The organism is Acidovorax sp. FG60, assembly GCF_057808995.1.
The window spans coordinates 33,402-54,323 of sequence record NZ_JBMDJC010000019.1 but is presented as its reverse complement, the minus strand read 5'-3'; the positions used below and the strand labels follow the sequence as shown (position 1 = coordinate 54,323).

The 20,922-nt window shown below is 58.5% G+C and carries 21 protein-coding genes; 16 read left to right on the top strand and 5 right to left on the bottom strand.

The genetic code is table 11. The features are described from left to right. Positions 1 to 37: 37 nt before the first annotated feature. A complete protein-coding gene (locus ACODS0_RS22155) occupies positions 38 to 841 on the top strand; it encodes an N-6 DNA methylase (RefSeq protein ID WP_431153425.1) in 804 nt (267 codons plus the stop codon). A 65-nt stretch (positions 842 to 906) separates the two neighbouring features. Here ACODS0_RS22155 and ACODS0_RS22150 read toward each other — a convergent pair whose 3' ends face one another. Then, positions 907 to 1,719: a SprT-like domain-containing protein gene (locus ACODS0_RS22150; RefSeq protein WP_431153426.1), complete on the bottom strand. Its 813-nt coding sequence runs from the start codon at positions 1,717 to 1,719 to the stop codon at positions 907 to 909. Between the two features lie 161 nt (positions 1,720 to 1,880). On the opposite strand from ACODS0_RS22150, the gene ACODS0_RS22145 reads away from it, so the two are divergent. Beyond that, on the top strand, positions 1,881 to 2,297 hold the full coding sequence (locus ACODS0_RS22145; protein WP_431153427.1) for a hypothetical protein: 417 nt from the start codon (positions 1,881 to 1,883) through the stop codon (positions 2,295 to 2,297). A gap of 200 nt (positions 2,298 to 2,497) precedes the next feature. Continuing rightward, on the top strand, positions 2,498 to 4,258 hold the full coding sequence (locus ACODS0_RS22140; protein WP_431153428.1) for a PRTRC system ParB family protein: 1,761 nt from the start codon (positions 2,498 to 2,500) through the stop codon (positions 4,256 to 4,258). A gap of 1,702 nt (positions 4,259 to 5,960) precedes the next feature. Here ACODS0_RS22140 and ACODS0_RS22135 read toward each other — a convergent pair. Further along, positions 5,961 to 6,323 carry a hypothetical protein gene (locus ACODS0_RS22135; protein WP_291470265.1) on the bottom strand — a complete coding sequence of 121 codons (363 nt, stop codon included), beginning with the start codon at positions 6,321 to 6,323 and terminating at the stop codon, positions 5,961 to 5,963. A 281-nt stretch (positions 6,324 to 6,604) separates the two neighbouring features. Between ACODS0_RS22135 and ACODS0_RS22130 the strand changes: the two genes are divergently transcribed. The 10 genes from ACODS0_RS22130 to ACODS0_RS22085 all read left to right on the top strand — a co-directional run bounded on the left by ACODS0_RS22130 (position 6,605) and on the right by ACODS0_RS22085 (position 13,950). After that, the gene (locus ACODS0_RS22130) at positions 6,605 to 6,985 is read left to right on the top strand and encodes a hypothetical protein (protein WP_488837173.1); all 381 of its coding nucleotides are present in this window, start codon (positions 6,605 to 6,607) and stop codon (positions 6,983 to 6,985) included. Between the two features lie 184 nt (positions 6,986 to 7,169). Beyond that, entirely contained in the window at positions 7,170 to 7,916 is a 747-nt protein-coding gene (locus tag ACODS0_RS22125) for a hypothetical protein (RefSeq protein ID WP_431153311.1), read from the top strand. A 136-nt stretch (positions 7,917 to 8,052) separates the two neighbouring features. Next, positions 8,053 to 8,472 (top strand): PRTRC system protein E, encoded by a 420-nt coding sequence (locus tag ACODS0_RS22120; protein ID WP_055397625.1) that lies wholly within the window; start codon positions 8,053 to 8,055, stop codon positions 8,470 to 8,472. Between the two features lie 9 nt (positions 8,473 to 8,481). After that, positions 8,482 to 8,691, top strand: a complete 210-nt coding sequence (locus tag ACODS0_RS22115; protein ID WP_055397623.1) for a PRTRC system protein C — start codon at positions 8,482 to 8,484, stop codon at positions 8,689 to 8,691. A 109-nt stretch (positions 8,692 to 8,800) separates the two neighbouring features. Then, positions 8,801 to 9,937: a PRTRC system protein F gene (locus tag ACODS0_RS22110; protein WP_431153312.1), complete on the top strand. Its 1,137-nt coding sequence runs from the start codon at positions 8,801 to 8,803 to the stop codon at positions 9,935 to 9,937. Next, entirely contained in the window at positions 9,934 to 10,728 is a 795-nt protein-coding gene (locus ACODS0_RS22105; RefSeq protein ID WP_488837170.1) for a PRTRC system protein B, read from the top strand. Before ACODS0_RS22110 ends, ACODS0_RS22105 begins: the two co-directional genes overlap by 4 nt. After that, positions 10,728 to 11,363, top strand: a complete 636-nt coding sequence (locus ACODS0_RS22100) for a PRTRC system protein A (RefSeq protein ID WP_431153314.1) — start codon at positions 10,728 to 10,730, stop codon at positions 11,361 to 11,363. Before ACODS0_RS22105 ends, ACODS0_RS22100 begins: the two co-directional genes overlap by 1 nt. After that, a complete protein-coding gene (locus tag ACODS0_RS22095) occupies positions 11,360 to 12,184 on the top strand; it encodes a PRTRC system ThiF family protein (protein WP_431153315.1) in 825 nt (274 codons plus the stop codon). The genes ACODS0_RS22100 and ACODS0_RS22095 overlap by 4 nt, the downstream gene beginning before the upstream one ends. Before the next feature lie 154 nt (positions 12,185 to 12,338). After that, a complete protein-coding gene (locus ACODS0_RS22090) occupies positions 12,339 to 13,157 on the top strand; it encodes an EAL domain-containing protein (RefSeq protein WP_431153317.1) in 819 nt (272 codons plus the stop codon). 529 nt (positions 13,158 to 13,686) lie between these two features. Beyond that, entirely contained in the window at positions 13,687 to 13,950 is a 264-nt protein-coding gene (locus tag ACODS0_RS22085) for a hypothetical protein (protein WP_431153318.1), read from the top strand. Between the two features lie 687 nt (positions 13,951 to 14,637). Here the strand turns inward: ACODS0_RS22085 and ACODS0_RS22080 are convergent. Together ACODS0_RS22080 and ACODS0_RS22075 are read right to left on the bottom strand one after the other, a co-directional pair. Further along, positions 14,638 to 15,669, bottom strand: coding sequence for a ParB/RepB/Spo0J family partition protein (locus tag ACODS0_RS22080; protein WP_055397608.1), 1,032 nt, complete (start codon positions 15,667 to 15,669; stop codon positions 14,638 to 14,640). Then, on the bottom strand, positions 15,666 to 16,871 hold the full coding sequence (locus tag ACODS0_RS22075; protein WP_431153319.1) for an AAA family ATPase: 1,206 nt from the start codon (positions 16,869 to 16,871) through the stop codon (positions 15,666 to 15,668). The genes ACODS0_RS22080 and ACODS0_RS22075 overlap by 4 nt, the downstream gene beginning before the upstream one ends. A gap of 792 nt (positions 16,872 to 17,663) precedes the next feature. Here ACODS0_RS22075 and ACODS0_RS22070 point away from each other — a divergent pair. Beyond that, positions 17,664 to 18,977 carry a replication initiation protein gene (locus ACODS0_RS22070; RefSeq protein ID WP_431153320.1) on the top strand — a complete coding sequence of 438 codons (1,314 nt, stop codon included), beginning with the start codon at positions 17,664 to 17,666 and terminating at the stop codon, positions 18,975 to 18,977. Positions 18,978 to 19,006: 29 nt separating this feature from the next. After that, positions 19,007 to 19,255, top strand: a complete 249-nt coding sequence (locus ACODS0_RS22065; protein WP_488837166.1) for a hypothetical protein — start codon at positions 19,007 to 19,009, stop codon at positions 19,253 to 19,255. 101 nt (positions 19,256 to 19,356) lie between these two features. Here ACODS0_RS22065 and ACODS0_RS22060 read toward each other — a convergent pair whose 3' ends face one another. Beyond that, complete coding sequence (locus ACODS0_RS22060) at positions 19,357 to 19,764, bottom strand: hypothetical protein (protein ID WP_431153322.1); 408 nt, start codon at positions 19,762 to 19,764, stop codon at positions 19,357 to 19,359. A 550-nt stretch (positions 19,765 to 20,314) separates the two neighbouring features. Between ACODS0_RS22060 and ACODS0_RS22055 the strand changes: the two genes are divergently transcribed. After that, positions 20,315 to 20,764 carry a hypothetical protein gene (locus tag ACODS0_RS22055; protein WP_488837164.1) on the top strand — a complete coding sequence of 150 codons (450 nt, stop codon included), beginning with the start codon at positions 20,315 to 20,317 and terminating at the stop codon, positions 20,762 to 20,764. Positions 20,765 to 20,922: the final 158 nt, after the last annotated feature.

Below are 20,922 nucleotides of genomic sequence, written 5' to 3'. Positions count from 1 at the left end.
CAAACTCGTTTCAGGGCCCCGCTCTCACGCAAAAGACATGGGCGACCTCCTGCGCGCCAATGCCCGGACGCACCGACTGGACACAGTCTTCTCCGACTTCTGCGAAGTCTCTGCACTCTCTTTCAGCAACGCCGTGGATCCCATCCACCGAGATGCCCGCGAGAAACGGTACCTTGAGATCGTTGCAAAGTACCAACCAGAGGAAATCACGCGGTTTTGCCAGGCGCTTGCGGTGCTCGTCGAGTGGCTGAGTCTCGGGATGTGCGATGCACTCGGAGACCTGTTCATGTCGCTCGAGCTTGGCGAACGCGGCAAGGGCCAGTTCTTCACCCCCTACCCCGTCTCAAGCCTCATGGCCCGCATGACAGCAGGCGATGTGAAGGAACAGATCAAGCAGCAGGATCACATCGCCCTCAATGAACCCGCTTGCGGAGCCGGGGGCATGGTCATCGCCTTTGCCGAGGCAATGCTCGATCAGGACGTGAACTACCAGCACTACTTGCACGCCACGCTGCAGGATATCGACTCGACCGCCGTCCACATGGCCTACGTCCAGCTCTCTCTCCTCCATGTGCCCGCCATCGTCATTCACGGCAACTCGCTGGCGATGACAGAGTGGGCGCATTGGGTCACTCCAGCGCACGTTTTGGGAGGATGGGACAAGCGTCTCTACTTTCCAAAAGCAGTCCGCGCAATGCGCGAGGTCCTCAGCATGCCCGCTACCGAAGACCTCGTGTCTTCGCCACAGGAGGTGTCGGTGCCTCCCGCACCCACGCCCATCCCAGAGTCGGCCACGCAATACGTGGTCAACCAGCGCCTTGAGCAACTCGCACTGTTCTAGGTCATCCTCTCACAGCGGCCCCTTCATCGGGGCCGCTTTTTCATTTCTGCTGCGCCGGCCTCGGCTCAGGGCGACACGACTTCGAAGAGCTGGCCGCATCCTTCACAGCGGATCTTGAGCCCGGGCTTTCCCCACACGTTGGTCCGGCATGCGCATTGGTACTTATCACGAAGGCTCTTGTTGGGACGCAGTGCCTCTTGCGGCCTATCCTGCCCCGCGTGCTCCGGGGATTCTCCCAACGCCACGGCCGCCTGCACCCCGGCAACGGCGAGCAGCGCCACCGGCAAGTCCATCGACAGGCCATAGCTCTGCTGGCTGGTCAGTACGACGCGCGCGGAAGGGAACCTGTCGTGCCACGAGATCTGAAAGTCCCGGGTCAGCAGCTTCTCGCATGCGGCCACGAAAGGCCCACCCGCAATGGGATAGTCGGCCATACAATCTCCGACCACTTTTCCGCCTGGCTGGCCGGTGTCGGAGGGCATAAGGCCGATCGATTTCATCTTTTGCCCCCACTCCATGTTGTGGTACCGGGCGCGCCCAGGGTTTCCCTTGTGGTGCTGCCACAGGTGCACCATCTCGTGGCACAGCGTCTGGAGGATCTCGACCAGAGGCAGCGTCGCAAAGTAAGTGGGGTTCATCGCGATCTCGTCCGTGCGCGTTCCATCCGCCCGTTGAAACCGCTCCGCCGAGAAGTACCCGTAGCTTCGCTTTTCTCGCTGCAGCGTTATGAGGCACGGCGGCAGCTCGCCCGCGAAAAGCTCTGCGTTGAAGAAGTCGTAGGCCGCCTGCAGCTCTGAATAGGTCTCCGAGGTTGGGCTTTCAAACTCTCGCGTGGACGGGCGATATGAGGGCATGGTTTGGAACAGCTTGGCGCTCATGTGGAATGGAGCACGTAACAATTGTATGGTGCAATACAGACAATCGCAACAAATCTCAGAGCCCTGCTGGCGTTATCTGGTGGCAACGCTCAATCCATGGTGAAGGACCGCGCCGCGGTCTCAAACAACGCGTTCCACGCACCTTCCCCCTGGAGAAAATCATGAAAGTCACCTTCATCCTCAAAAACCTCGCGGACCAGTTCTACGAAGGCAACGGCGGATCCATTCCTGGGCTACTGCAGCTGTCCGACGAAGACAAGTTCAAGAAGCTCAACAAGATGAGCCTGCTTCCCGAGTGTTCGCACAACTGCACCATGCAAGTCGAACGAGGCGCCTTCCGCGATCAGGTCGAGCTCAACCAGCTGCTTCGCCGTTCCTGCGCATTCACGTGCAAGATCGATCCGCGCCGCGGCTACAAGCTGGCCACATTCGAGATCACTGAGCTTCGCCTACCAGCGCAGCATGGAAGCGGTCCATCCAGCGCCGGGCGAACCGCGAGCTACAAGCCCTTTGCAGAGCCTTCGCTCGACCTGGCCGAGGTTGCCTTGGGATTCTTCCAACCCCGCATCCTTGCTTGAGCACATCCCCAAAACCCAGCGTCACCTCATCGGTGACCTGGGTTTTTTCTTTATGCATCGGTCGCTCACCCAAGCGTCCTCCCTTCAAGTCCAAAGGTCATGAGATCCCCCCAGCGCCTGGTCGGGCGGTCGTTATCCTGCGGCGCCGATCAAAAGACCAGGTAGCTGCATCCCGCAGCTGGTTTTTTGAAAGGTTACCCATGGAAAACACGATAGAAGTCCCAGCGGCGCCCGAGGGCGAACTGATGAAGGTGAAGTGGGCGGACATTGTCCTCGGGGACAATCCGCGCAAGCATTTCGATCCGGACCGACAACGGTCGCTCGAAGCGTCGATTCGTGCCCAAGGCCTTCACACCCCTGTGCTCCTGCGAGAGCTTGCGGATGGCCGCTATGAGCTCGTCGCTGGTGGACGCCGCCATCGAGCCTTCGGCGCCGTGTATGGCCCTGAGGGCCTCATGCCAGCGCTGGTACGCAAAGGCGACCAAGCCTTCGCGAACGCCGCTGCGCTGACTGAGAACATTGAGCGTGAGCCAATGACTCCGGTCGAGGAGGCGGAAGGCGCAGCCAAGACACTTGCAGATTGCAAGGGCGACCGCCCCGAGGCGGCAAAACGGATGGGCTGGTCACTGCCCACACTTGAGAAGCGGCTCGCGCTCATGAACGCCTCGGAGAAGGTACGTGACGCTCTGCAGCACAAAGTCCTGAACCTCGGCCATGCTGAGTTGCTGGCGGCCTGCCGTAAGGAGACCCAGGATTCCGCGCTGGATCACCTTCTCAAGCAGGAGAAGATGTGGACGGTGGTGGAGTTGCGGGCCTATCTGGAGTCTGCTTCGCTGCTCCTGGATAAGGCCATCTTCGACAAGTCGGACTGCGGCCCGTGCCATCACAACAGCTCTCGCCAGTCTGCGCTTTTCGGCGTGGCCATCTCCGATGGCAGGTGCACCAACAAGCAGTGCTTCGACAAGAAGACGGATAAGCAGCTGCAGGCCACTGCCGACAGCCTCAAGGAAGAGTTTCAGGTGGTGCGGATTGTGCGCCCGGGTGAGAACCTGACTGTCATTCCGCTGCACGCGGATGGCCCGAAGGGTGTGGGCGCGGAACAGGCCTTGGCCTGCAGGACCTGCGAGCATTTTGGTGCTGCGGTTTCTGCCGCTCCGGACAAGCTCGGCAAGGTGTTCAAGAACCTGTGCATGAACGTACCATGCAATTCTCAACACGTCGATGCCAGAAAAAAGGAAAGGGAGGCGGCCGAGGCAGAGAAAACGACGGCCAACGGGCCCGCGAAGGCTCAGGGAACAGGCACGAAGGCGGGGATCAGCAAGCCGGGCGGCGCTCCAGCTAGCAAGGCCTCTGCAGCGGCTTCTACCAAGAAGCAGGCTGGAGCGAGTGCAGAGCCAAGCCGGGCCGTGCAGGACTATCGGGAGAAGATCTGGCGGACTGTGTTTCGCAAGGCCGTGCCGAAGCTACCGACATCGCAGAATCGGCAGGTACTGCTGGCGATCTGCATCACCCAGCCATCCTCGCTGGATTCGCACTCGCTGCTGGACGCGATCAAGGAGGCTGCAGGCGAGGATGGGATGACCATCGCGGGCTCTGCCAAGCTGATGAAGCTACCCGAGGCCTACAAGCTCTTCACGGAGATCGAACCTGGGCACCTGCGCATTGCTGTGGACCTGATTGCCGCCCATGTCTCAACCAGCATGTCCGTGGACAACATCCGCGGGCTCTTGAAGGCCATCGAGACCGATCTAACTCAGTACTGGAAGCTCAACAGCGAATTCCTCACTCTTCTGACGAAGAACGAGGTTGACGCCGTGGCCATCGAGCTGGGCTTGAAGGAGAAGCTCGGCGATGGCTATGTGAAAGCACGCAATGGTTCCAAGAAGGAGTTCGTCGATGCCGTTCTAGGCATCAAGGATTTCGAGTACCGGGGCCTGGTTCCCAAGATGATGCGCTTTTAGGCGCCGGCGCACGACGCCCTATTCCCCTACCCCCGGTTGGCATTGCCACCGGGGGTTTTTCTTGTCCATGCGCGCCTAGGTACATTGCTGCGATGGCGTCGCTTGAAGACCTAATCTCCTGCGCCGAGATCACTCGCAAGGCCTTTGAGCCGGGCTTGGCCCGGGATGGCACAGACTGCGCAACAAGTGCCGGGAGCTGCCTCCACGCAGCGGTGCTTCTGGTCGAGATACTGCATCGGTTCACCTTGGCAAAGGCATGCGTTCGGGGCGGCAACGGTGCTCTTGGGCTGGGCGCAATGGACGTCCAAGGCCGCTGGCAAGGACATTACTGGGTAGAGGCCGTGTTGGATGGACAGCGTCAGTTTGTTGTAGACATCACGGCCGACCAATTCGGCTACCCGCCTGTGCGCGTGCTAGCAGCTGCAGAGGCGCTTGGATACCTACCTGGCGATGAGAGTGAGGTGAGCCTGGCTGCGACCAGACTTAAGCCCGATCTGGGCCTCTCTTGACGTCCTTGCTCGGCGCGCCAAGCCCAGACTCACAACTAGTAGTTTGGAACAATGGCCATCATTGTTTTTCCCGCATGCTGGACTGTGACAGCGTGAGTCACGATGGGATTGGCCACGCCCACCGTGCGACTCGCCCGCTCGGCAAACTTGCGCACAGTCCTCGAAAGCTTACGCATGTCGACGGCACCGGGTTTAGTGGCCCCCGCGTATGTCGCAATGGTGGCTGGGTCCAGTAGCCACCGCAAGCGATCAAATGTCCCGGCGTTTTCTAGCAATCGATCGACCGCTGGTTCCATTGCGCGCAGCAACTGTCGCATGTCCGAAACCCTTGTTGACAGCGTCGCATGGACGCCGGCCGGGGTGAGAGGTCTGCCCAGCCTCCATGCAGGCTCCTGGTGCGACACTCGATTCCGCAAGCCCTTGATGTCCACGAGCAGTGCATGGGCTCGTGATCGAGTCATCGTCGGGTCCCCTCCAAAGACCTGGGCCGTACAACTCGGCCACAGTGCCAACGGACTCGCGGCAGCCTCGAAAGATGGGCCCAACAGATGCAACCAGAAACCAAACATGGCATGCGCGACGATCTGATCCGGCGCCTGTTGAACGTTGGACTTCGCGAGCCGGGAAGTGATTTCTTCGAAACTGCTCTCCGCCTGTGAGCGCCAGTGCCGAAGCGTGACCTTCCGGCCGTTCGTCGTCCTGGACTTTTTGTGATGCGGGGCGACGCCCTTCCTGTAGAAGTCGGTAGCGAGGGCGGGGTTGCGGGCTACCTTGCGCTTCCACTCCTCATCGCCTGAACTCTTGAGGACGTCAGAGTACCAATCTGGCTTCCCGACCATGGCGCTGGCAGCCCTATGCACACTGTTCCTAAGCACTACCTCCACCATGCTTAGAACGGGCGAGAATGCGGTGTTGAGTTCGAGTCCCCAGAGATAGGCGCCCACGACAGCGCGTGGCGTGGCTCCGACGACGAGGGATTGGTAAGATCCGAGGCGAGCAGCTGAGAGAGCGCTTTCCACAGACGAAACGTTGACGCTTGAACAGAATGGCATCGCAGTGTTATACTTCGATTCGAGAAGCGCCCTTGTGGCGCAACGTCCGGTTAGAGGTGCGAACGGTCTGCTAGTAGCGTCGCTAACCACCTATTCAAAGGGCTGCCCATCCGGCAGCCCTTTTTCTTTGTCGCGTCTCAACTATGCGGTCCCGTCGGCTGGGTCTTTGGACCCGGACAGTAGATACCGGGAGGATGCAAGCACCTGGCGCATCTGTCCGACCACCAGATCATCGTTCGCAGCAGCAAGAGCGTCCAAGGTGGGAAGTGCCTCCCTACACACCCGCTCGGGCGAGCGGAACTCGCCCGCAGCAAACAGTCGAATGACCGACTTCTCCGAAGAGCCCGCCCACTTGCGCAGCTGCCGGTTGGGCTCAATACTCGAACGAAGTTCACGCGCCCCGGTCTCGAAAATAAGCAGCACCACAAAAGCGCCGCGGTCAATTTGGTTTCCTTTCAGGCGCAGCGCCCGAAAATCCTCCATCGATCCGTCGAATGTCCACATGGTTTCTCCCATAACTTGAATGCCGAAGGCACCGATTCTCGACGAGCGGATGCTTCAAATCCCCCGCGAAAAAGAAGCGAAATTGACGCATTTCCCGGAAGGCAGCTTCATAGGTACCCAGCAAGAGCCTTTCATCCCGTCGGCGTGATCTGGTCCTGGCCTTGATCCTAGTGCGCGCCTCCAGCGAGGAGTATGCACAACAAATGCGTAACAAACACTTGACTAATTCGAGCTATTATAGGAAAATGCCTACTAGTGATTAGAAGAATGCGGAGAATAAAATGAACGCAATTATTAAGCTGCTAATGGGCCTGGGGTGCGTTGGCATGTATTTGGGCTGGCGGTACGCGCCCGAAACTTCGGTTTTCGGGATGGGTCTGAATACTTTGACGATCTACGCGTCGCTTGCTGTTGTTGCGGCCGGATTCGGTCTTGCGGTCGTGTTTGGACGGGATGAGGCCCCCGTGTCCGCCAATGAACAATTGATTCGTGATCAAGAGTCCGCGGGTCTCGCGATGCGGTCCCCCCATACGGACGAGCATACCAACGCATTTCGCGCTGAAGACAATGGCGGTGCGATCGAGAGCAACGCTCCTTTGTACGATGCTACTTTTGCAGGTGTAGACGCCCGCTATGACTCCTTCGGCTGGCGGACCCCGTAGTCGGTCGAGAGTCGCTTACTACCGCCCGGCATTGCCGGGCTTTTTTTTGCCTAAAAGCAGCAGTCCCACCTACGGATACCGAACCGGAGCAAATCAAGCAGATTGATTTGTTATTTCACGGTCCTGAACAAGTACGGCCGAAGCCGCGAACCCGCGGTGCAACCCCGAAGCAAAGGACCGTGCAATGAACCACGAAGACATCAAGAAGGAAATCCGCGACATCGAAGAACGCATTGCCGCGTTGCGCGAGAAGATCTCCCAGCCCGCCGAGATCAATTGGGCTCCTGGCCTGAAGCTCGAAATCCAACCCAAAGAAGATCAGGGCCGCCTGCTGGTCCGGCACGCAGAACTGGGCTCCACCATCGTCAACTATGAGCAGGACCATCTGGTCCTCATCGCGCTGCCGCAGGACGGCGACACCCCCGTGCTATCACTGTCGTTCGAGCGTACGCGCCTTGTGAATGACGTGCGTCAGGACGATGGGAAGCCGCTAGTCGGGTTCTTCGAGAACGCAAGCCGGCACGTGGTCGAGGTGGTCTCTGAGACAGGCGAAGTCGTGCGGTATCGCGCGCCTGGCAGCCACAACAGCAGCATCACGCTTCGCGAAACGTTCCTTGCGCAATACGTTTCGTTTGCCGGCCCGGTGTATTGGCCGGTTAGAGTGGATACGAATTGGCTGCGCCTCGCTGTCCCTGCCTACATGGGCAATGACCGGATACCGTACATGGAGAGGCCCGTCGGGAACTACCTTCTCAACATCGTTGACGACCTCACTTACGACGCCGAGACCGATGCCTTCGTGATCGGTGCAGGCACCCCAGGAGCCAAGGCATACCCGGCACAAGAGATCAGCGTGCATGGCACGCGAAAGACGGTCTACGCCATCGGCGCCGGCGTGTGGGACTGGACCATCGCTCCAAGCGACGATTGACGATCCTGTCCCACTGAACCAGTACCCAAACGGCCCTGCCCCTTCTCCGGGGGCAGGGCCTTTTTCTTGGTTACCACCCTCTGATGGGCAAGTACCGCTGAAGCCGCATCCCGCGGCATTTTCAACGAGGTAAAACATGCTTTTTCAGAATCTCCACCATCTGGCAACCAAGGGCGTCGCGATCACCCTCAAGGTGACCGACGCCGGCGCAGGAAAACTCGAGGTAAACGTCTTCCCAGACGCGGGCAAGTCCGGAACTCCGCTGTTGGCCAAGAGCTTTGTGGCAACGCCCACCGAGCTCGATGCCGACTTTGCCTCTGTCATCAGCGAGTACTGCACAGTCAACGGGACGCTCAAAGAGCAGCTCGAGGGCATTCAGGAGCAAGCGGCTGCGGCTGTGGCCCAGGCGAAAGACAAGTCGGCCGCGGCATCGAACAAATCGAAGCCAGGCAAATCGACGCCAGCGCTCCAGGAAGAAGAACCCGCCGAGGGTGGCGAAGGAAACGACTCGCCTGGCCCCGCCGGTGAGTCGCAGCAGGTTCCTTTCACACTTTGAGGAGGGAATATGGCATTGCAATCCACCGTCCTCACACGCAAGTTCACCTACAACGGGATGACCCTGGCGGACCCTGCTCCTGGCAAGGACCCCGACCAGATCCGCATCTTCTTCGCGAACCAGTTCCCCGAGCTGCTCACTGCAGTTGTAGAGGGACCCAGCACAAAGGCTGGCGTCGCTACCTACAACTTCCAACGCGCTGTTGGCAGCAAGGGATGAGCGCGCATCTGAAGGCCATCCAAGCAATCGCAACGGGTGGTCACTTCTCGAATGCCTCGGCCGACCCGTTGGCCCAGGCAGATCCCCAATCAGTAAATGAAAGCACGAAATGTTCAATCCCCCTCCAGCAGGTGGTGAACTCTCGTCAAAGCTCGAATCCCCTGCCTCTGCCGAGTTCGGCGTTCAGCAGGTGGGGTTGAGCCAAGCGCCCTTCTTGGGCGCTTGGTGCCTGCCTAGCTTGTCTCCACTTGTACCCCTACGGGTACAGGACGGGGCAAGCAAGGCGAATTCGTCTTTGGCCAAGTTCATCCTCGCCGCCAATTCCGCCGGAGTCCCGGTTGTAGGTGAGAACTTCACAGATCTACAGGTGACGATCACCCAGCAATGGAGCACCTACCTGCGCGCGAATGGCGACTCGGACAACGTACTCCCAATGCAGTTGTCCATCGAAGCCCATCCAGAGCTTGTTCATGTCGAGGTCACGCCCGAATCTGTCATTCCACTATTCCGCCTCAAGCCAATGATCGAGAAGCTCAACGCCTACCGAGCTGGCTTGGGATGGTGGGCCTGGTTCCTGATCGAGGATGCCGGATTTTGCTATCCCATGTACTCATTCAGCTTCCAGCGCCACGCGGCGTACTTCGCCGGTTGGTTTGACGGCGACTCTGACGAAGGTGCCGCCGAGTTCATACGGGAAAACCAAGCTGTCAATGGCACTGTGGCTGAGCTGCAGGAACAGTTTTCAGGAGTATGGCCATCACACTTTGCCACAGCGGCCGGGGGTCACGGCTGGATGTATGGCGTCAAGGAAGGCGCCTCTCAGCATCGTCCCCGACGCATGACCCTGAAAGAGGCAAAAGAAGTGCTCAAGGCCTGCTCCGACCCGGAGATCCAATCCGTTGTCGCCGCAGGCCTGGACCTCTGCAACGCGAGCAAACGACATCGCCTTGGCGAGTGGGACCAGAGCCACGGAGATGTTCCCGAAGGTCACGAAATGGAAGGCCTTGACGCACTCGGATCCACATGTTTTGTGGTCTGGGATACGCCCGAGGTTTGCATGGAAGTCGTCGAGCACTCCGAACGGTGGCTTCAGGAGAGCGAGTACCGCGATTCCTTCAGGACCTGGCGGATATCAACGGAGGACCCCAAGGCGATGAGGGCCGGAGTGCGTGCCCTCAAGGCATTCATCGACCTCCACTCGTGCCTCGGCAGGTTCATGTCATTTTTTAAGGAGGATTCCAAATGATGGGAGTAAGCGCACAAAGCAGTGCACCGGTATCGCTACTCAAGGGCGCCATCCTGCTCTACGGAGGAAGGACTTCCCACGATAGCGTGTGTGACGTCTTCGACTACGCGACCGTGCATGAAGTGGCGGTCATTCGCGAGCGCCCTGAGGTGACGCCTGGAAGGCTGATGACCGAAAAGGATCTGGGATTGATCTACGCACAGCTTGCGCTTAAGCAGGCTGTCAGAAAGCCCGTCCACTGGATCGAAGACACGCGGCTCGCGGAGGGTGCCGACCGGCTCGTCTGGTGGACACCGCCAGGGCACCGCTCGATGTTCTTCAAGAAGTCGTCCACTTCCAAGGCGTCCTTCGATGGACATGCGATTTGCCCAGTCCCCGCCCTGGTATGGATGACCATCGATGCGCAACACCTGCATCTCTATGCAGTGAAGTGTGCCGGACGCCCAACCCCTGAGACACAGCTCTTCCAAGCGCCATTCTTCAACGTCTGGGGCAGCGGCCAGGTCTGTCTGGGGAACGCAAGTACACCCACTGCGGAGCGTGCATTCGAGCCGAAGGCGTGGGAAGACATGTTCTTTGGCTCGTCGTTCACGCACCCGAACTTCAGCCAGAAGGACCGCCTTGTCAAAGGCCTCGATCCCGCGGCGTTCTGGAAGTCGCAGGTGGAAAAGCCAACCCGGCGTTTCCCTACGAGTCGCCTCGCTGCAGTTCGCCTCACGGTGGGTGACCTGATCGAAGTGAACACACGCGATCGCCTGGCAGGTCTCGAACGACCAGAAGGAGAGTTTTGATGAGTATGGATTCAATGATCCAGCAAGCGTTTCCACTGCGCGTGGCCACCACCGAATGCACCCTCCCCTTTCAGGACGATGTTCCGGTCAGCTACGCAGTGGCCAGCGACGGTTTGTGGCAGGATTTGAGCAGCGATTGGCTGGCTCTGCGCCACCGGGTCGCAGTCTCGGATATCCACCTGCCCTATGGGCCTCTGAAGCCCATGGTCGAGTGGAAATGCTCGTTCCCGCCGATCGCCATTTGGCAAGCGTTTGCCGAGCAAGCTCGCCAGGCCATGCCGAATGAGTGCGCAGCCCTGTTTGTCTGGGCCCCATCGACTGACAGTTGGCGGCTCGCGATGAGAGACGCGCTCAGCGCCTCACCTACCCGAGTCGACTATCGCAATCCGGTACTGGAGCCCGGCGAGATCGCGGTCGTGGACATCCACAGCCACGGGCGCCTTCCTGCAGGATTCTCGTCAATCGATGACCTGGACGACGCCGGGAGCGTGAAGGTCTCAGCGGTTTTTGGCGACTTGGACACAACGGTCTCAGTGGCAATGCGCCTCTGCGTGGCGGGCTTGCACTACAAGCTCAAGCTCGATTCCGATGGATCGTTCCAGTTGGGCCAGATCATCGAAGGGGCACCGCAATGAAGCACCAACTGAATGGAAGGCTCGCCCAGAAGCAGGTGAAAGTAGCGCTCGTGGGCGCTGGAGGAACTGGATCGAGGATGCTGGAGAACCTGATGAACCTTCATCGGGCCATGGTTGCTCTTGGCCATCCTGGAGGGCTCCACGTCACGTTGATCGACGACGACGTAGTGTCACCATCCAATGTGGGCCGTCAGGCCTTCTACCCGTGCGACGTTGGAAGCTACAAGGCTTTCACGCTGATCAATCGGGCAAACATGGCAGCGCAGGTCTCGTGGACAGCGATAGTGGATCGCGTCAGCGACGACTCTGAGGGCTTCTCAAACTTCGACATGGTCATAGGCGCGGTGGACAACCGGACCGCGCGCCGAGCGATCCTGTCAGCCATCGAAAACTCAAGGCGCGATCACACGTACTACCTCGACATGGGCAACAGATCCTCCGACGGCCAGATCTTGCTGGGGGAAGTTCAGGGGCGCCGGCGAACGGAACCAGACCCAACGAGGCTACCCCACGTGGGCGAGATGTTTCCTGCACTGATCGACAGTGGCCAGGACCACATGGAGGATGAAACGCCGTCGTGCTCCCTCGCAGAGGCACTGCAGAAGCAGGCGTTGTTCATCAACCCGGCGATGGCACTTGCGGCCAGCTCCATACTCTGGAACCTGTTCACGAAAGGTGAAATCGAGCACCACGGTGCCTTTGTAAACCTGGACTGCTTGACCACCATGCCGATTCCCGTGGACCGAGATTTCTGGGCTCGCTTCGGTGTTCATCGAGCATGTGAGAAAAGACCGCGCCTAAGGGCCGCGAAGAGCAAATAGCTCGTATCAAAACCCCGTGCCACTGCGAAGTGCACGGGGTTTTTCATTTTTGGCGTAACAAATATAAAATTCACGCTATCAGTCAATTGGTACGCAACAAACAAACGGCAAGTTTGCCCACTGATGGCGAGCTCCTGCCCGGCATGAGGATCCTATGCACCTGTCCAAGGTTCTCCCACCGCTCGCTTCTGGCCCCGCACTCGCCGGCGACCTTGCCCGCGGGATAAGAAGTGGTGAGCTCCGCCTATTCCTTCAAGGCCAGGTGGATGCGGGCGGCGCGGTCTCGGCCGCCGAGGCCCTCGTCCGGTGGGCCCACCCTGAGCACGGCATCCTTGCGCCAGCTGCGTTCATTCCAGTTGCGGAGACCTTTGGGCTAATGGGAGAGCTTGAGCAATGGGTCCTAGAGAGCAGCTGCAGCGTTCTTTCTAGGCATCAGCACCCCTCACGCATTTCGGTCAACATCAGCCCACGCCACCTTCTTGGACCTGACTTTGTCCGGACGGTCAGCGACTCACTGAATCGCCACAATCTGGCACCAGCGCGCCTAACTCTCGAGATCACCGAAAGTCTTTTCGAGAGACCGGTGACCGAAGTCGTTGAGCGGCTTGAGTCTCTAGCGAGCCTGGGCATCTCGCTGTCGATGGACGACTTTGGAACAGGCTATTCTTCGCTCGCTCATCTTGCCAAGCTCCCCATCCATGAACTCAAGCTTGATCGATCGCTGGTACGCGATGCTCCGTCAAGGGAGCGCGACGCGATCGTTTGCAATGCCGTAATCGAGCTTTGCAACAAGCTCCGGCTTCGCATCGTTGCAGAGGGCATCGAAACCATCGAACAGGCAAAGTTCTTCGGTGGTGCGTGCGAGCTGTTGCAGGGATTCCTGTTTGGGAGGCCCGAGCCTGTTGATCAATGGATCGCAAAGTTCCGACCAGGTATGAATGCCGGGCGAAAAGAAACCCTCCTTGTCGCTTAGGGTCCCGGGCTAACTTATCCTGGTCGGGCCATGCTGGCACGCCAGAGTGTGGCAACTCCGAAGCTCCGTGCTGCTCGGCCGAGTGCCTGCTTCCTCTCTCCAACGCCAGTGCTTCCTCGCACGTTTAGGCGTGCATCTGCCATGCCTTGCCCCGACCGAGTTCGTAGAGCGGGATGTATGGGTCCGTCTTTACGCGGCTGCGCACAAGCCGCTGCTGACCTTCCGACCGAACAGCGTCTTTCACCTTCGTCCGTGATTTCTTCCCGCAGCATTGCTCGCAACTTCCCGAAAAGCGCACCGCCAATGAGAGCGATACGACCGCGTTGGCGCAACTTTGGTGCCACGTTGGCAGCGACGCCAATGCGGCACCGCATTGCCACATACGCCACGCTGGCACCATTTGGGCGTCGTGGTGGTTCTTCGGCTTTGGAGGTTGCCCTACGGTTACCTCCTCCGATATGTCAAGTACCGGGATATGGCACCTCCCGCCCCTACCCTTCCCTTCCCTTCCCTACAGAGGATTTTCTCCATGACTTCGACAGACTCTCCAGCCACCCTCGACTTTGACGCGATGGCAGAAGCCTTCACAGCAGCTTGCGGCCTGCAAGCGGGGTCTCAGTTTCTCAGCCCTTTCGCAGCTGCTACCAGCGCCGGTTACCTGCCTGGCTCAGACGCACACGAGGCATACAGGGACACCTACCTATCGTCCATTGCCGATGGCATCCATGTCTGCGCCTTGACCGGAATCGTCATTAGCGTGACGGATGAACAGCACTCGAGATTGTTTCACTAGCAATTCGCCCAGGACTTGTTCCGCGGCCAGCCGAAGCCACCTGCATTGCAGGTGGCTTTTTTTCGCCTGCCTGAGGTGCGGGCAGATCAGCCCATTCGCAGGGGTGTGGAGTGACTCCACACCTTCGGCTGCTGGTAGGGAAGTGCATATAGGTTCACCAAACTGGGGTGTGGAGTCACTCCACACCCCTAGGCTCCGGTGCATCCTACCTCCCGTTTAAGGAGGGAGACTGAGTCCTAGCCGGGGGATTGCCACACCACCAACCCCCCGCTGCCGCTACAAACAGACTGCGTGTGGAGTGACTCCACACCCACTCTGCCAGAACTAAAAGTTAAGGCCGAACGCTGCAAGCAGAGCCTTTGCTCATTCCACCACTCCGGTGCATCCGCGGAAGGAACAAAGGCCTCGGGGACAACCAAGCGTGGAGTGACTCCACACCCCTGAATGCATCCCACGGTGACCCACCGGTCGCATCAAGGTGTGGAGTCACTCCACACCTTCCCATCGAACGTCCTCATTCCGAAGCCATGACCGCCAGTTACCCCAGAATCGGGAAAAACTCGCGAGGTTCAGACCTCCGCCAATCACCGGGTGTGGAGTCACTCCACACCTGCTGCCAGTCGATACAGCCCACCTCCAAGCCATAAAAAAAGCCCGCATCTGCGGGCTCGTTTGTGTGCGGCTCGACTAACCTTCCGACTCCAAAAATTTAGAAATCAGCCCGTCCAGCTGAGCGACCTTGGCCTTGCTAAGCCCGGTGATATGGATCTTCGCTGAACCTCCTCGTCCATACCTCACAACCGCCTTTCCTTCGGTCCCAGTCAACTCAGTCGGCGCTGCTGCCACTGTCGGCGATGCAGATACCAGCCGGCTGAAAACCTTCGCCGCAGGGATTGAGACGCCGCGCTCACGCTCATCAGCAATACGCCTGGCCTCCTCCAGTACGCGGTCGGCAGATGCCGTGTGCGCAATCGCCAGCTTGTTTCCCCAGTCAAACTGGATGTCAAGCGGGGAGGCGAAAGCCTTCAGTATCTCGCGCGGCAGGTCCACCATCGCGATCAGCCTGCTCACGCCCGATGCATCCACGCCCAACTTCTCAGCCATCTTGCGGATGGACGGAAAGAGCTTTTCCTCTAGTGCTCGTGCGTATTGCATGCCTTGCTCGAACGGGCGAAGGTCTGCGCGCTCCCGGTTCTCCCGATCCATCTCGGCAAACAGACTGGCATCGTCCATTGGCGCGATCATCGCTAGAACGGGCAGCCCCGCGTTCCGGCATGCGCGATGCCTCCGGTGTCCAAACACGACCTCAAACTCGTCGGTTCCTTCAATCGGGCGTACCTTGATCGGCTGAACGTTGCCGCCGGCCGCCACGATCTCCTCTTCAAGAGCTCGAAATTCTGCAGACGCAAAGGACTCTTCCATACGGTTTGCCCACTTGCTCCCCTTCACTTTCAGGGGATCAAGATGCTTCACTGGAAGCGCGCCCTCGAACACTCGAACCTGCTGCTTGAGCAGATCGTTCTCACGCCGAATTTCGGAATCGCCGTAAATGCTGGCTGCATGAAGACCGATCGCAGTGCGAGGTTCCCGGTTCGGCACGGTCGGCACTGCATCATCAGCCACCGTCGACACCACTGCACCCGCCCTGCGTTCACTGCTGTTGCGCTTCGTCCCCAGCAACGAAAAGTCGACGCGATCTTTCTTGTCCTTCAAGCTCATTTCCGCGCTCCTTCACGTGACCACCAAGTGATGATCTGCTCTTCGATCAATTCAGCCATGCGCTCGTATGCCTCGAACGCGCGACGATAGGTCCGTGCGTTCACCTTCGACACGTCGAGGTCATAGATCGTCCCGAATTCTGCACTCGCAGACGAGGTCGCAGTAGTCTTAGGGATCTCAATAGGTATCACGGCATCTGTGTACGCCGCCTGAATCCACTCGCGCACCACACTGCAAGATGGATCGTTCGTATCCACTTTGGAAAGCAGTACGTCGATAAAGGCAAATTCCTTCGTGCCGCCACGCTTCGTAATCAGCTGAGTGAGCAGATCGTTAATAAGGCTCCAGAACTGCGCCGACGAAAGGAAGTCAAGTTGCGATGGCGGCAAGGGCATGACCAGCCCGTCACTGGCCAAGATGGCGTTCACCGTGGTGTACGACAGCGAAGGTGGCGTGTCGATGATGACGACGTCATAGTTCTCCCGTGCCGTGTGCAGCCCATCACGTAGCACGTGCCAAAACTCGAAGTTCGGGTTGTCCTTCTGCCTAGATGGCAGCGCAAACTCTGCGGAGTACAACCCCAGGTCCGCGGCAACCACATCGATACCAGCCCAATAGCTGGTCTGCACTGCGTAGTCGATATTTGGTTCAGCGCCAACCAGTAGTGGCAACACCGTTCGGTCGTCATCTCCACCGCCGTCCTGGTCGCCCACAACCCCCATCAGGTTTGTCATGGAAGCCTGAGCGTCCATATCAATCACCAGCACGCTGTGACCACGCAAACTCAGACCCTGCGCGAGCGTAACTGCGTTGGAAGTCTTCCCGACGCCCCCCTTGAAATTCACCACAGAGATCACGCAGCCCTGGGCCCCAACAGGCCTCTGCTTATTCGGCCGACAGGCTCTCACCCATTGCTGAAGCTCAGACAATGTAAACCTCCGTCGAGTTGCGTCTCCACGCATCCCATCTGGAAGGTTGCCCTTGCTCAGCCTGTAGTTGAACTTGCTCTTGTCGATGCCGCAGAATGACAGCAGCTGAGCACTCGAAAAGGTCGGTGCAGACTTGACTGAATCGGGTGCGAGCATCGCATCTCGAACCAGGTCGATGGTCTGCCCAACGCGCTCCTCAATGTCCTCTAGATCTTGAAGAGTCCAAGAACGTTTGGCAGAGAGTTTTCTAGACGTCTTACTTGCTGTATTCATGTTCGAACCTTTTCGTTGGGCTGCTGCATTGATGGATGGATAGCAGTATCAAAAATCGACTCCTATCCGAAAATTGGTGGAATGCTCCAATTGTGCAACTGAACTGAACGGATTGGAATCGTTTCTGAACAAAAAACAGTACGTTTTCGCTCGATCTGGATGTTTTTTGTATTCTTTTCAGAAAAAGGGGGCAGTAACGAGGCTCAGGGATGGCGCGACCGTCACTTATCCACAGCCCTTACTACTGCACTCTTTTAATAAAAGCAGTTTCAATCTTTAGGACCCTATTTTCTCTTTTAAAATCAATGAGTTAGCGTGCACATGGACTAGGAAAACCCCCCAGAAAGGTATAGAAAACCCCCTCCCCCAAGGTCCTGATGGTCTAGTGATCTCCCCCTATGGTCTAGTGAATCCCCCACCTATCGCCTAGAGATCCCCTGAAACCTGTGGATAACTTGAACATGCACCACACGGGAGTACCAATGGCGTGCCCAGCCCATAGCTCGACAACCTCAAACGGCCCGCGATTGGAATGGTCTAGAAATCCCCCTGCCTAGATGACTAAGAGCCAAGGTCTAGAGATCCCCCTTGCGCCGCAGATCAGTGTCAATGGACTAGAAAAACCCCTGGGATTGGGGGTGGCGAAGAATGGTCTAGAGAACCCCCCCTATGAGCAACTCGGAGCTATGGTCTAGAGAACCCCCTCCCCGGTGCAAGAATTTTTGCTTTGTGCCGATCGGCACATGTCGTATAGTCTAGTGGCGCACCATCTCCACCTAGACCATTGATCGCATGCAGCTTGAACTGATATCGGATGCACAAAGGCCTCAGCCGGTGTTTCGCACGCCCCAGGAATTTATTCACGTTCGGCACAGCATTACCCTGGTCCAGTACAAGCTCTGGCTTTTGCTCATCAGGCGCTACCGCGAGCTCTTTGAGCAAACGGGAAGGGCACTGGTCGATGGAGAGCCCTGCTACATCAGCACTTCCACGTTGGCAGAACGCCTGGGCTACGAGCCAAAGACGTCCGAGCTCAAGCGAGATCTGGAGCAAATTCGCATCGAGCCTCTTCACTACAATTTGCTCGAGAAGGATGGAAGCCCGGCGATGGTGGGCGCGGGGTTTATCTCAGAGTGGTTCGTCAGCTCAAGCCGAGTAGGGGTGATCTTCCCCAAGCTAATCCGCCGTTCGATCGAAAGCCTCGACAGCTACAGCTCGATCTTCCACATCTTCAACTGGTCGATCTTCAACTCTTACAGCGGGAAGTATGACGCCCTCGTCTACAAGCTCTGTAAGGATTACGTAGGGGTCCAGCGCACACCGTACTTCACGCTTGAACAGTACCGCGACTACATGGGAATCGCCGCCACTGAGTACACCGAGTTCAAGCGCCTGAACCAATGGGTGATCAATGGTCCAGTGAAGAAAATCAATGAGTCGGAGATCAGCGATGTAGCCGTTTCGGTGAACTTCAAGACTCAGGGGCGCAAGGTCCTTGGTCTCTGGTTCTCGGTGGCGCAAAAGGACCAGCTTGCACTTTCCGCTGAGTCGTCTGGAGCATTTAGCGAAGCCCAGATCAAGATAAGCGCGCAGCTGCAGATGGAGTACCTGCGCGACCGAGCGCCAGAGGCCGTCGCTCTGAGCATTCAGCGCGCAAATGAGTACGTCGCGTCCAAACGCGAGGAGGGCGCCTCCCCTAACATAGGAGCGATCTACAGGCGAGCCATCACCGACGACTGGGGTGCTGACCTGCAGGCCCGCTTGCAGCAAGAGGAGCAGAAGCCTTCGACCCCGGTTGACAAGAGCCTTCCGCCCGCGAATGGGATAGGGAAGGGCGATCGCCTAAAAAGCCTCCAGGAGGACTTTTTGCGAAAGAAGACCTCCGACGCGATCAAGGCGCTCACACTCGAAGAGAAGGTCGCATTGGTACACCAGTTTGCTGCAGACTCAGACAAACACTCTATCTCGTCGTTCGCACCGGAAAAAGGCGAGTTCAAGGACACGATCGAACGAGCAAACTTCGGTGCCTGGCAGCGCCGAAAGCTCCGCGTGACCGCTATCGATCCGGCCGAGTTCGAAGCGTGGCGACAGGAAGCGCGGCGCTAGCAATTTTCGCGGCCAGCTCAGGAACTCGAATGTCAACTATCTGCTTTTCTCGCTCCACAAGCGCGGCAATCCTCAATGCATGCGAAAAGAAGCAAACGATTGAGTTCGAGGTAGAGCAAAGCGCCACGGCCTTCGAGAAAACGATGCCGCCGGTTGATTGGACGGCCTACCCGCCGGCAGCGCTTCCTGCTGGGCGCTATGACCAGCTGCGCGCTCTCGCCGGCACGGACATACGCGGCGAACTAACTCGACTAGAGCTGAGTGTTCATCAGGACTGAGGGCGCATCCTCTATCGGGCTACCGGGCAGGGGAGGGTGGCCCTCCGAGTGACCTGGCCGGGAAGGACCTAGTAGCGCTTGGACACCCTGAGTAACACAGACTACTTTGCCGGCCTGAAGAGTGCACTGCCGTCGACCGCAATGGGTGAATAGATCTCAATGCGTTGTCCGGCCTCGAAATGGCTTCCGTAGTATTTGCGGCTGCCGATCCTGAGAACCTCTCCATTGTCAAGCTCGACCAGGACGTTCCAAGCGTCGTAGTCGTAGACGACATCCTTCGCGGCGTCATCCACTGCCAGGCCGGCGGCATACCCGGTAGTGGCACCGGTCAGGCTGCCGGATAGCATCCCGACTGCCGTACCGACCATAGCGCCGGTTGACGCGCCTCGCGTGTACACCTTCTCCAGGGTCACCTCCTTGATTGTTCCGTAACGCGAGCGATTGTTGGGTGAGCCCGCGCAGTTGGCCAAAGCAACGCACAGAGCCAGGACGAAAAACGTTTTGCGCATAAAAAATGCCGACAGTTGTTACTGCCGGCATTTGGGATGGAATACACCATTTGGTGCAATCGGTTCGACGGCGGCCGCTATGGGGCGTCAAATCAACCCTCCTAGAAGGGCACATCCTCAACCGGCAAGATGGTCTGGCCGCGATAGCAATTATGCGATACGTACGAAAGGCGCTCGACGTCACCATCAAACCCCTCAAGAGAGCTGTAGAGGTCGACGAAACCACCATCAGGCGGAACAGCTGGCGCGCATGCTGGCCTTGTAGCGCTACTGCGGTACTGCATCAGCACCAATTCCAGAATGATCGGCACCCACTGGCGACCTGGTGAGCGAAATGATGGGCTGAGGCCCGCACGACGGAAAGCGATGACGCGGGCGAGCGAACGAACGGTTCCACATAGGTGAGGCCATCTTGTGCAACCACGGTATAGAACTTCATTGGAATCTCCAGAAAAACCTGCGCAAGCAGTACAGCCACACTTGCAGGAGACTTTGAGATAACTGCGCGCAACAAATAGAATTGCATGAAGTAACAAATCAAAGGTGCTGAATGATTGCGATTGGGACAGAGCTGGACCTTGGCGGGCCCGGAGGATGGATTCCGTTTGAGCTTCCGCGGCGCGACACCAAAACCGCGCCTGAGCCTGCGGATGACTTGAAGGCTGTTAGCCCTGGACTGAAAACTGGCACAACCTGGCGCGCATCCGTGGCCGCCGGCGTGAGCGCGATGGTGGGCGTGGCCATCGGCGCGATCGGCCTCGCCGTGCTTACGCCGGCCGGTGAGCCGCTGATTGACGGTGACAGCCGCCAGGTGCGGAACGTCGAGCATCTGCACGCGGAACAGGCAAGCGAAGCCAGCGCGGCGCGCAACAACGAGGCTTTCGTTCTACCCGCAGCTTCGCGAGAATTGGCCGATGAGTCGATGCTCCGGACGGCCGAAGTTATCCGCGCCGCGATCAAGCGTGCCCAGGAGCGTGAACGGGCAGGGGGGGCACCTTGAAAGCAAGCCCGATCCGATGGGACGCAACTGCCGATCGCCTTGGTGTTCGAGTCCAGGCTGCCTTTCACTCGCCACGAGCGTTTGCCGGCTTCCCTCCAGTGAGGCGCGAGCTCCCGATGTTCATTGGCCGCCTGCCAGTGCAGCTGTCGCTTTCTGGC

Excerpts from the sequence above, each read along its gene's own strand:
- ACODS0_RS22155 (WP_431153425.1), top strand. The coding sequence starts at position 38 with ATGGGCGACCTCCTGCGCGCCAATGCCCGGACGCACCGACTGGACACA.
- ACODS0_RS22150 (WP_431153426.1), bottom strand. The coding sequence starts at position 1,719 with ATGAGCGCCAAGCTGTTCCAAACCATGCCCTCATATCGCCCGTCCACG.
- ACODS0_RS22145 (WP_431153427.1), top strand. The coding sequence starts at position 1,881 with ATGAAAGTCACCTTCATCCTCAAAAACCTCGCGGACCAGTTCTACGAA.
- ACODS0_RS22140 (WP_431153428.1), top strand. The coding sequence starts at position 2,498 with ATGGAAAACACGATAGAAGTCCCAGCGGCGCCCGAGGGCGAACTGATG.
- ACODS0_RS22135 (WP_291470265.1), bottom strand. The coding sequence starts at position 6,323 with ATGTGGACATTCGACGGATCGATGGAGGATTTTCGGGCGCTGCGCCTG.
- ACODS0_RS22130 (WP_488837173.1), top strand. The coding sequence starts at position 6,605 with ATGAACGCAATTATTAAGCTGCTAATGGGCCTGGGGTGCGTTGGCATG.
- ACODS0_RS22125 (WP_431153311.1), top strand. The coding sequence starts at position 7,170 with ATGAACCACGAAGACATCAAGAAGGAAATCCGCGACATCGAAGAACGC.
- ACODS0_RS22120 (WP_055397625.1), top strand. The coding sequence starts at position 8,053 with ATGCTTTTTCAGAATCTCCACCATCTGGCAACCAAGGGCGTCGCGATC.
- ACODS0_RS22115 (WP_055397623.1), top strand. The coding sequence starts at position 8,482 with ATGGCATTGCAATCCACCGTCCTCACACGCAAGTTCACCTACAACGGG.
- ACODS0_RS22110 (WP_431153312.1), top strand. The coding sequence starts at position 8,801 with ATGTTCAATCCCCCTCCAGCAGGTGGTGAACTCTCGTCAAAGCTCGAA.
- ACODS0_RS22105 (WP_488837170.1), top strand. The coding sequence starts at position 9,934 with ATGATGGGAGTAAGCGCACAAAGCAGTGCACCGGTATCGCTACTCAAG.
- ACODS0_RS22100 (WP_431153314.1), top strand. The coding sequence starts at position 10,728 with ATGAGTATGGATTCAATGATCCAGCAAGCGTTTCCACTGCGCGTGGCC.
- ACODS0_RS22095 (WP_431153315.1), top strand. The coding sequence starts at position 11,360 with ATGAAGCACCAACTGAATGGAAGGCTCGCCCAGAAGCAGGTGAAAGTA.
- ACODS0_RS22090 (WP_431153317.1), top strand. The coding sequence starts at position 12,339 with ATGCACCTGTCCAAGGTTCTCCCACCGCTCGCTTCTGGCCCCGCACTC.
- ACODS0_RS22085 (WP_431153318.1), top strand. The coding sequence starts at position 13,687 with ATGACTTCGACAGACTCTCCAGCCACCCTCGACTTTGACGCGATGGCA.
- ACODS0_RS22080 (WP_055397608.1), bottom strand. The coding sequence starts at position 15,669 with ATGAGCTTGAAGGACAAGAAAGATCGCGTCGACTTTTCGTTGCTGGGG.
- ACODS0_RS22075 (WP_431153319.1), bottom strand. The coding sequence starts at position 16,871 with ATGAATACAGCAAGTAAGACGTCTAGAAAACTCTCTGCCAAACGTTCT.
- ACODS0_RS22070 (WP_431153320.1), top strand. The coding sequence starts at position 17,664 with ATGCAGCTTGAACTGATATCGGATGCACAAAGGCCTCAGCCGGTGTTT.
- ACODS0_RS22065 (WP_488837166.1), top strand. The coding sequence starts at position 19,007 with ATGTCAACTATCTGCTTTTCTCGCTCCACAAGCGCGGCAATCCTCAAT.
- ACODS0_RS22060 (WP_431153322.1), bottom strand. The coding sequence starts at position 19,764 with ATGCGCAAAACGTTTTTCGTCCTGGCTCTGTGCGTTGCTTTGGCCAAC.
- ACODS0_RS22055 (WP_488837164.1), top strand. The coding sequence starts at position 20,315 with ATGATTGCGATTGGGACAGAGCTGGACCTTGGCGGGCCCGGAGGATGG.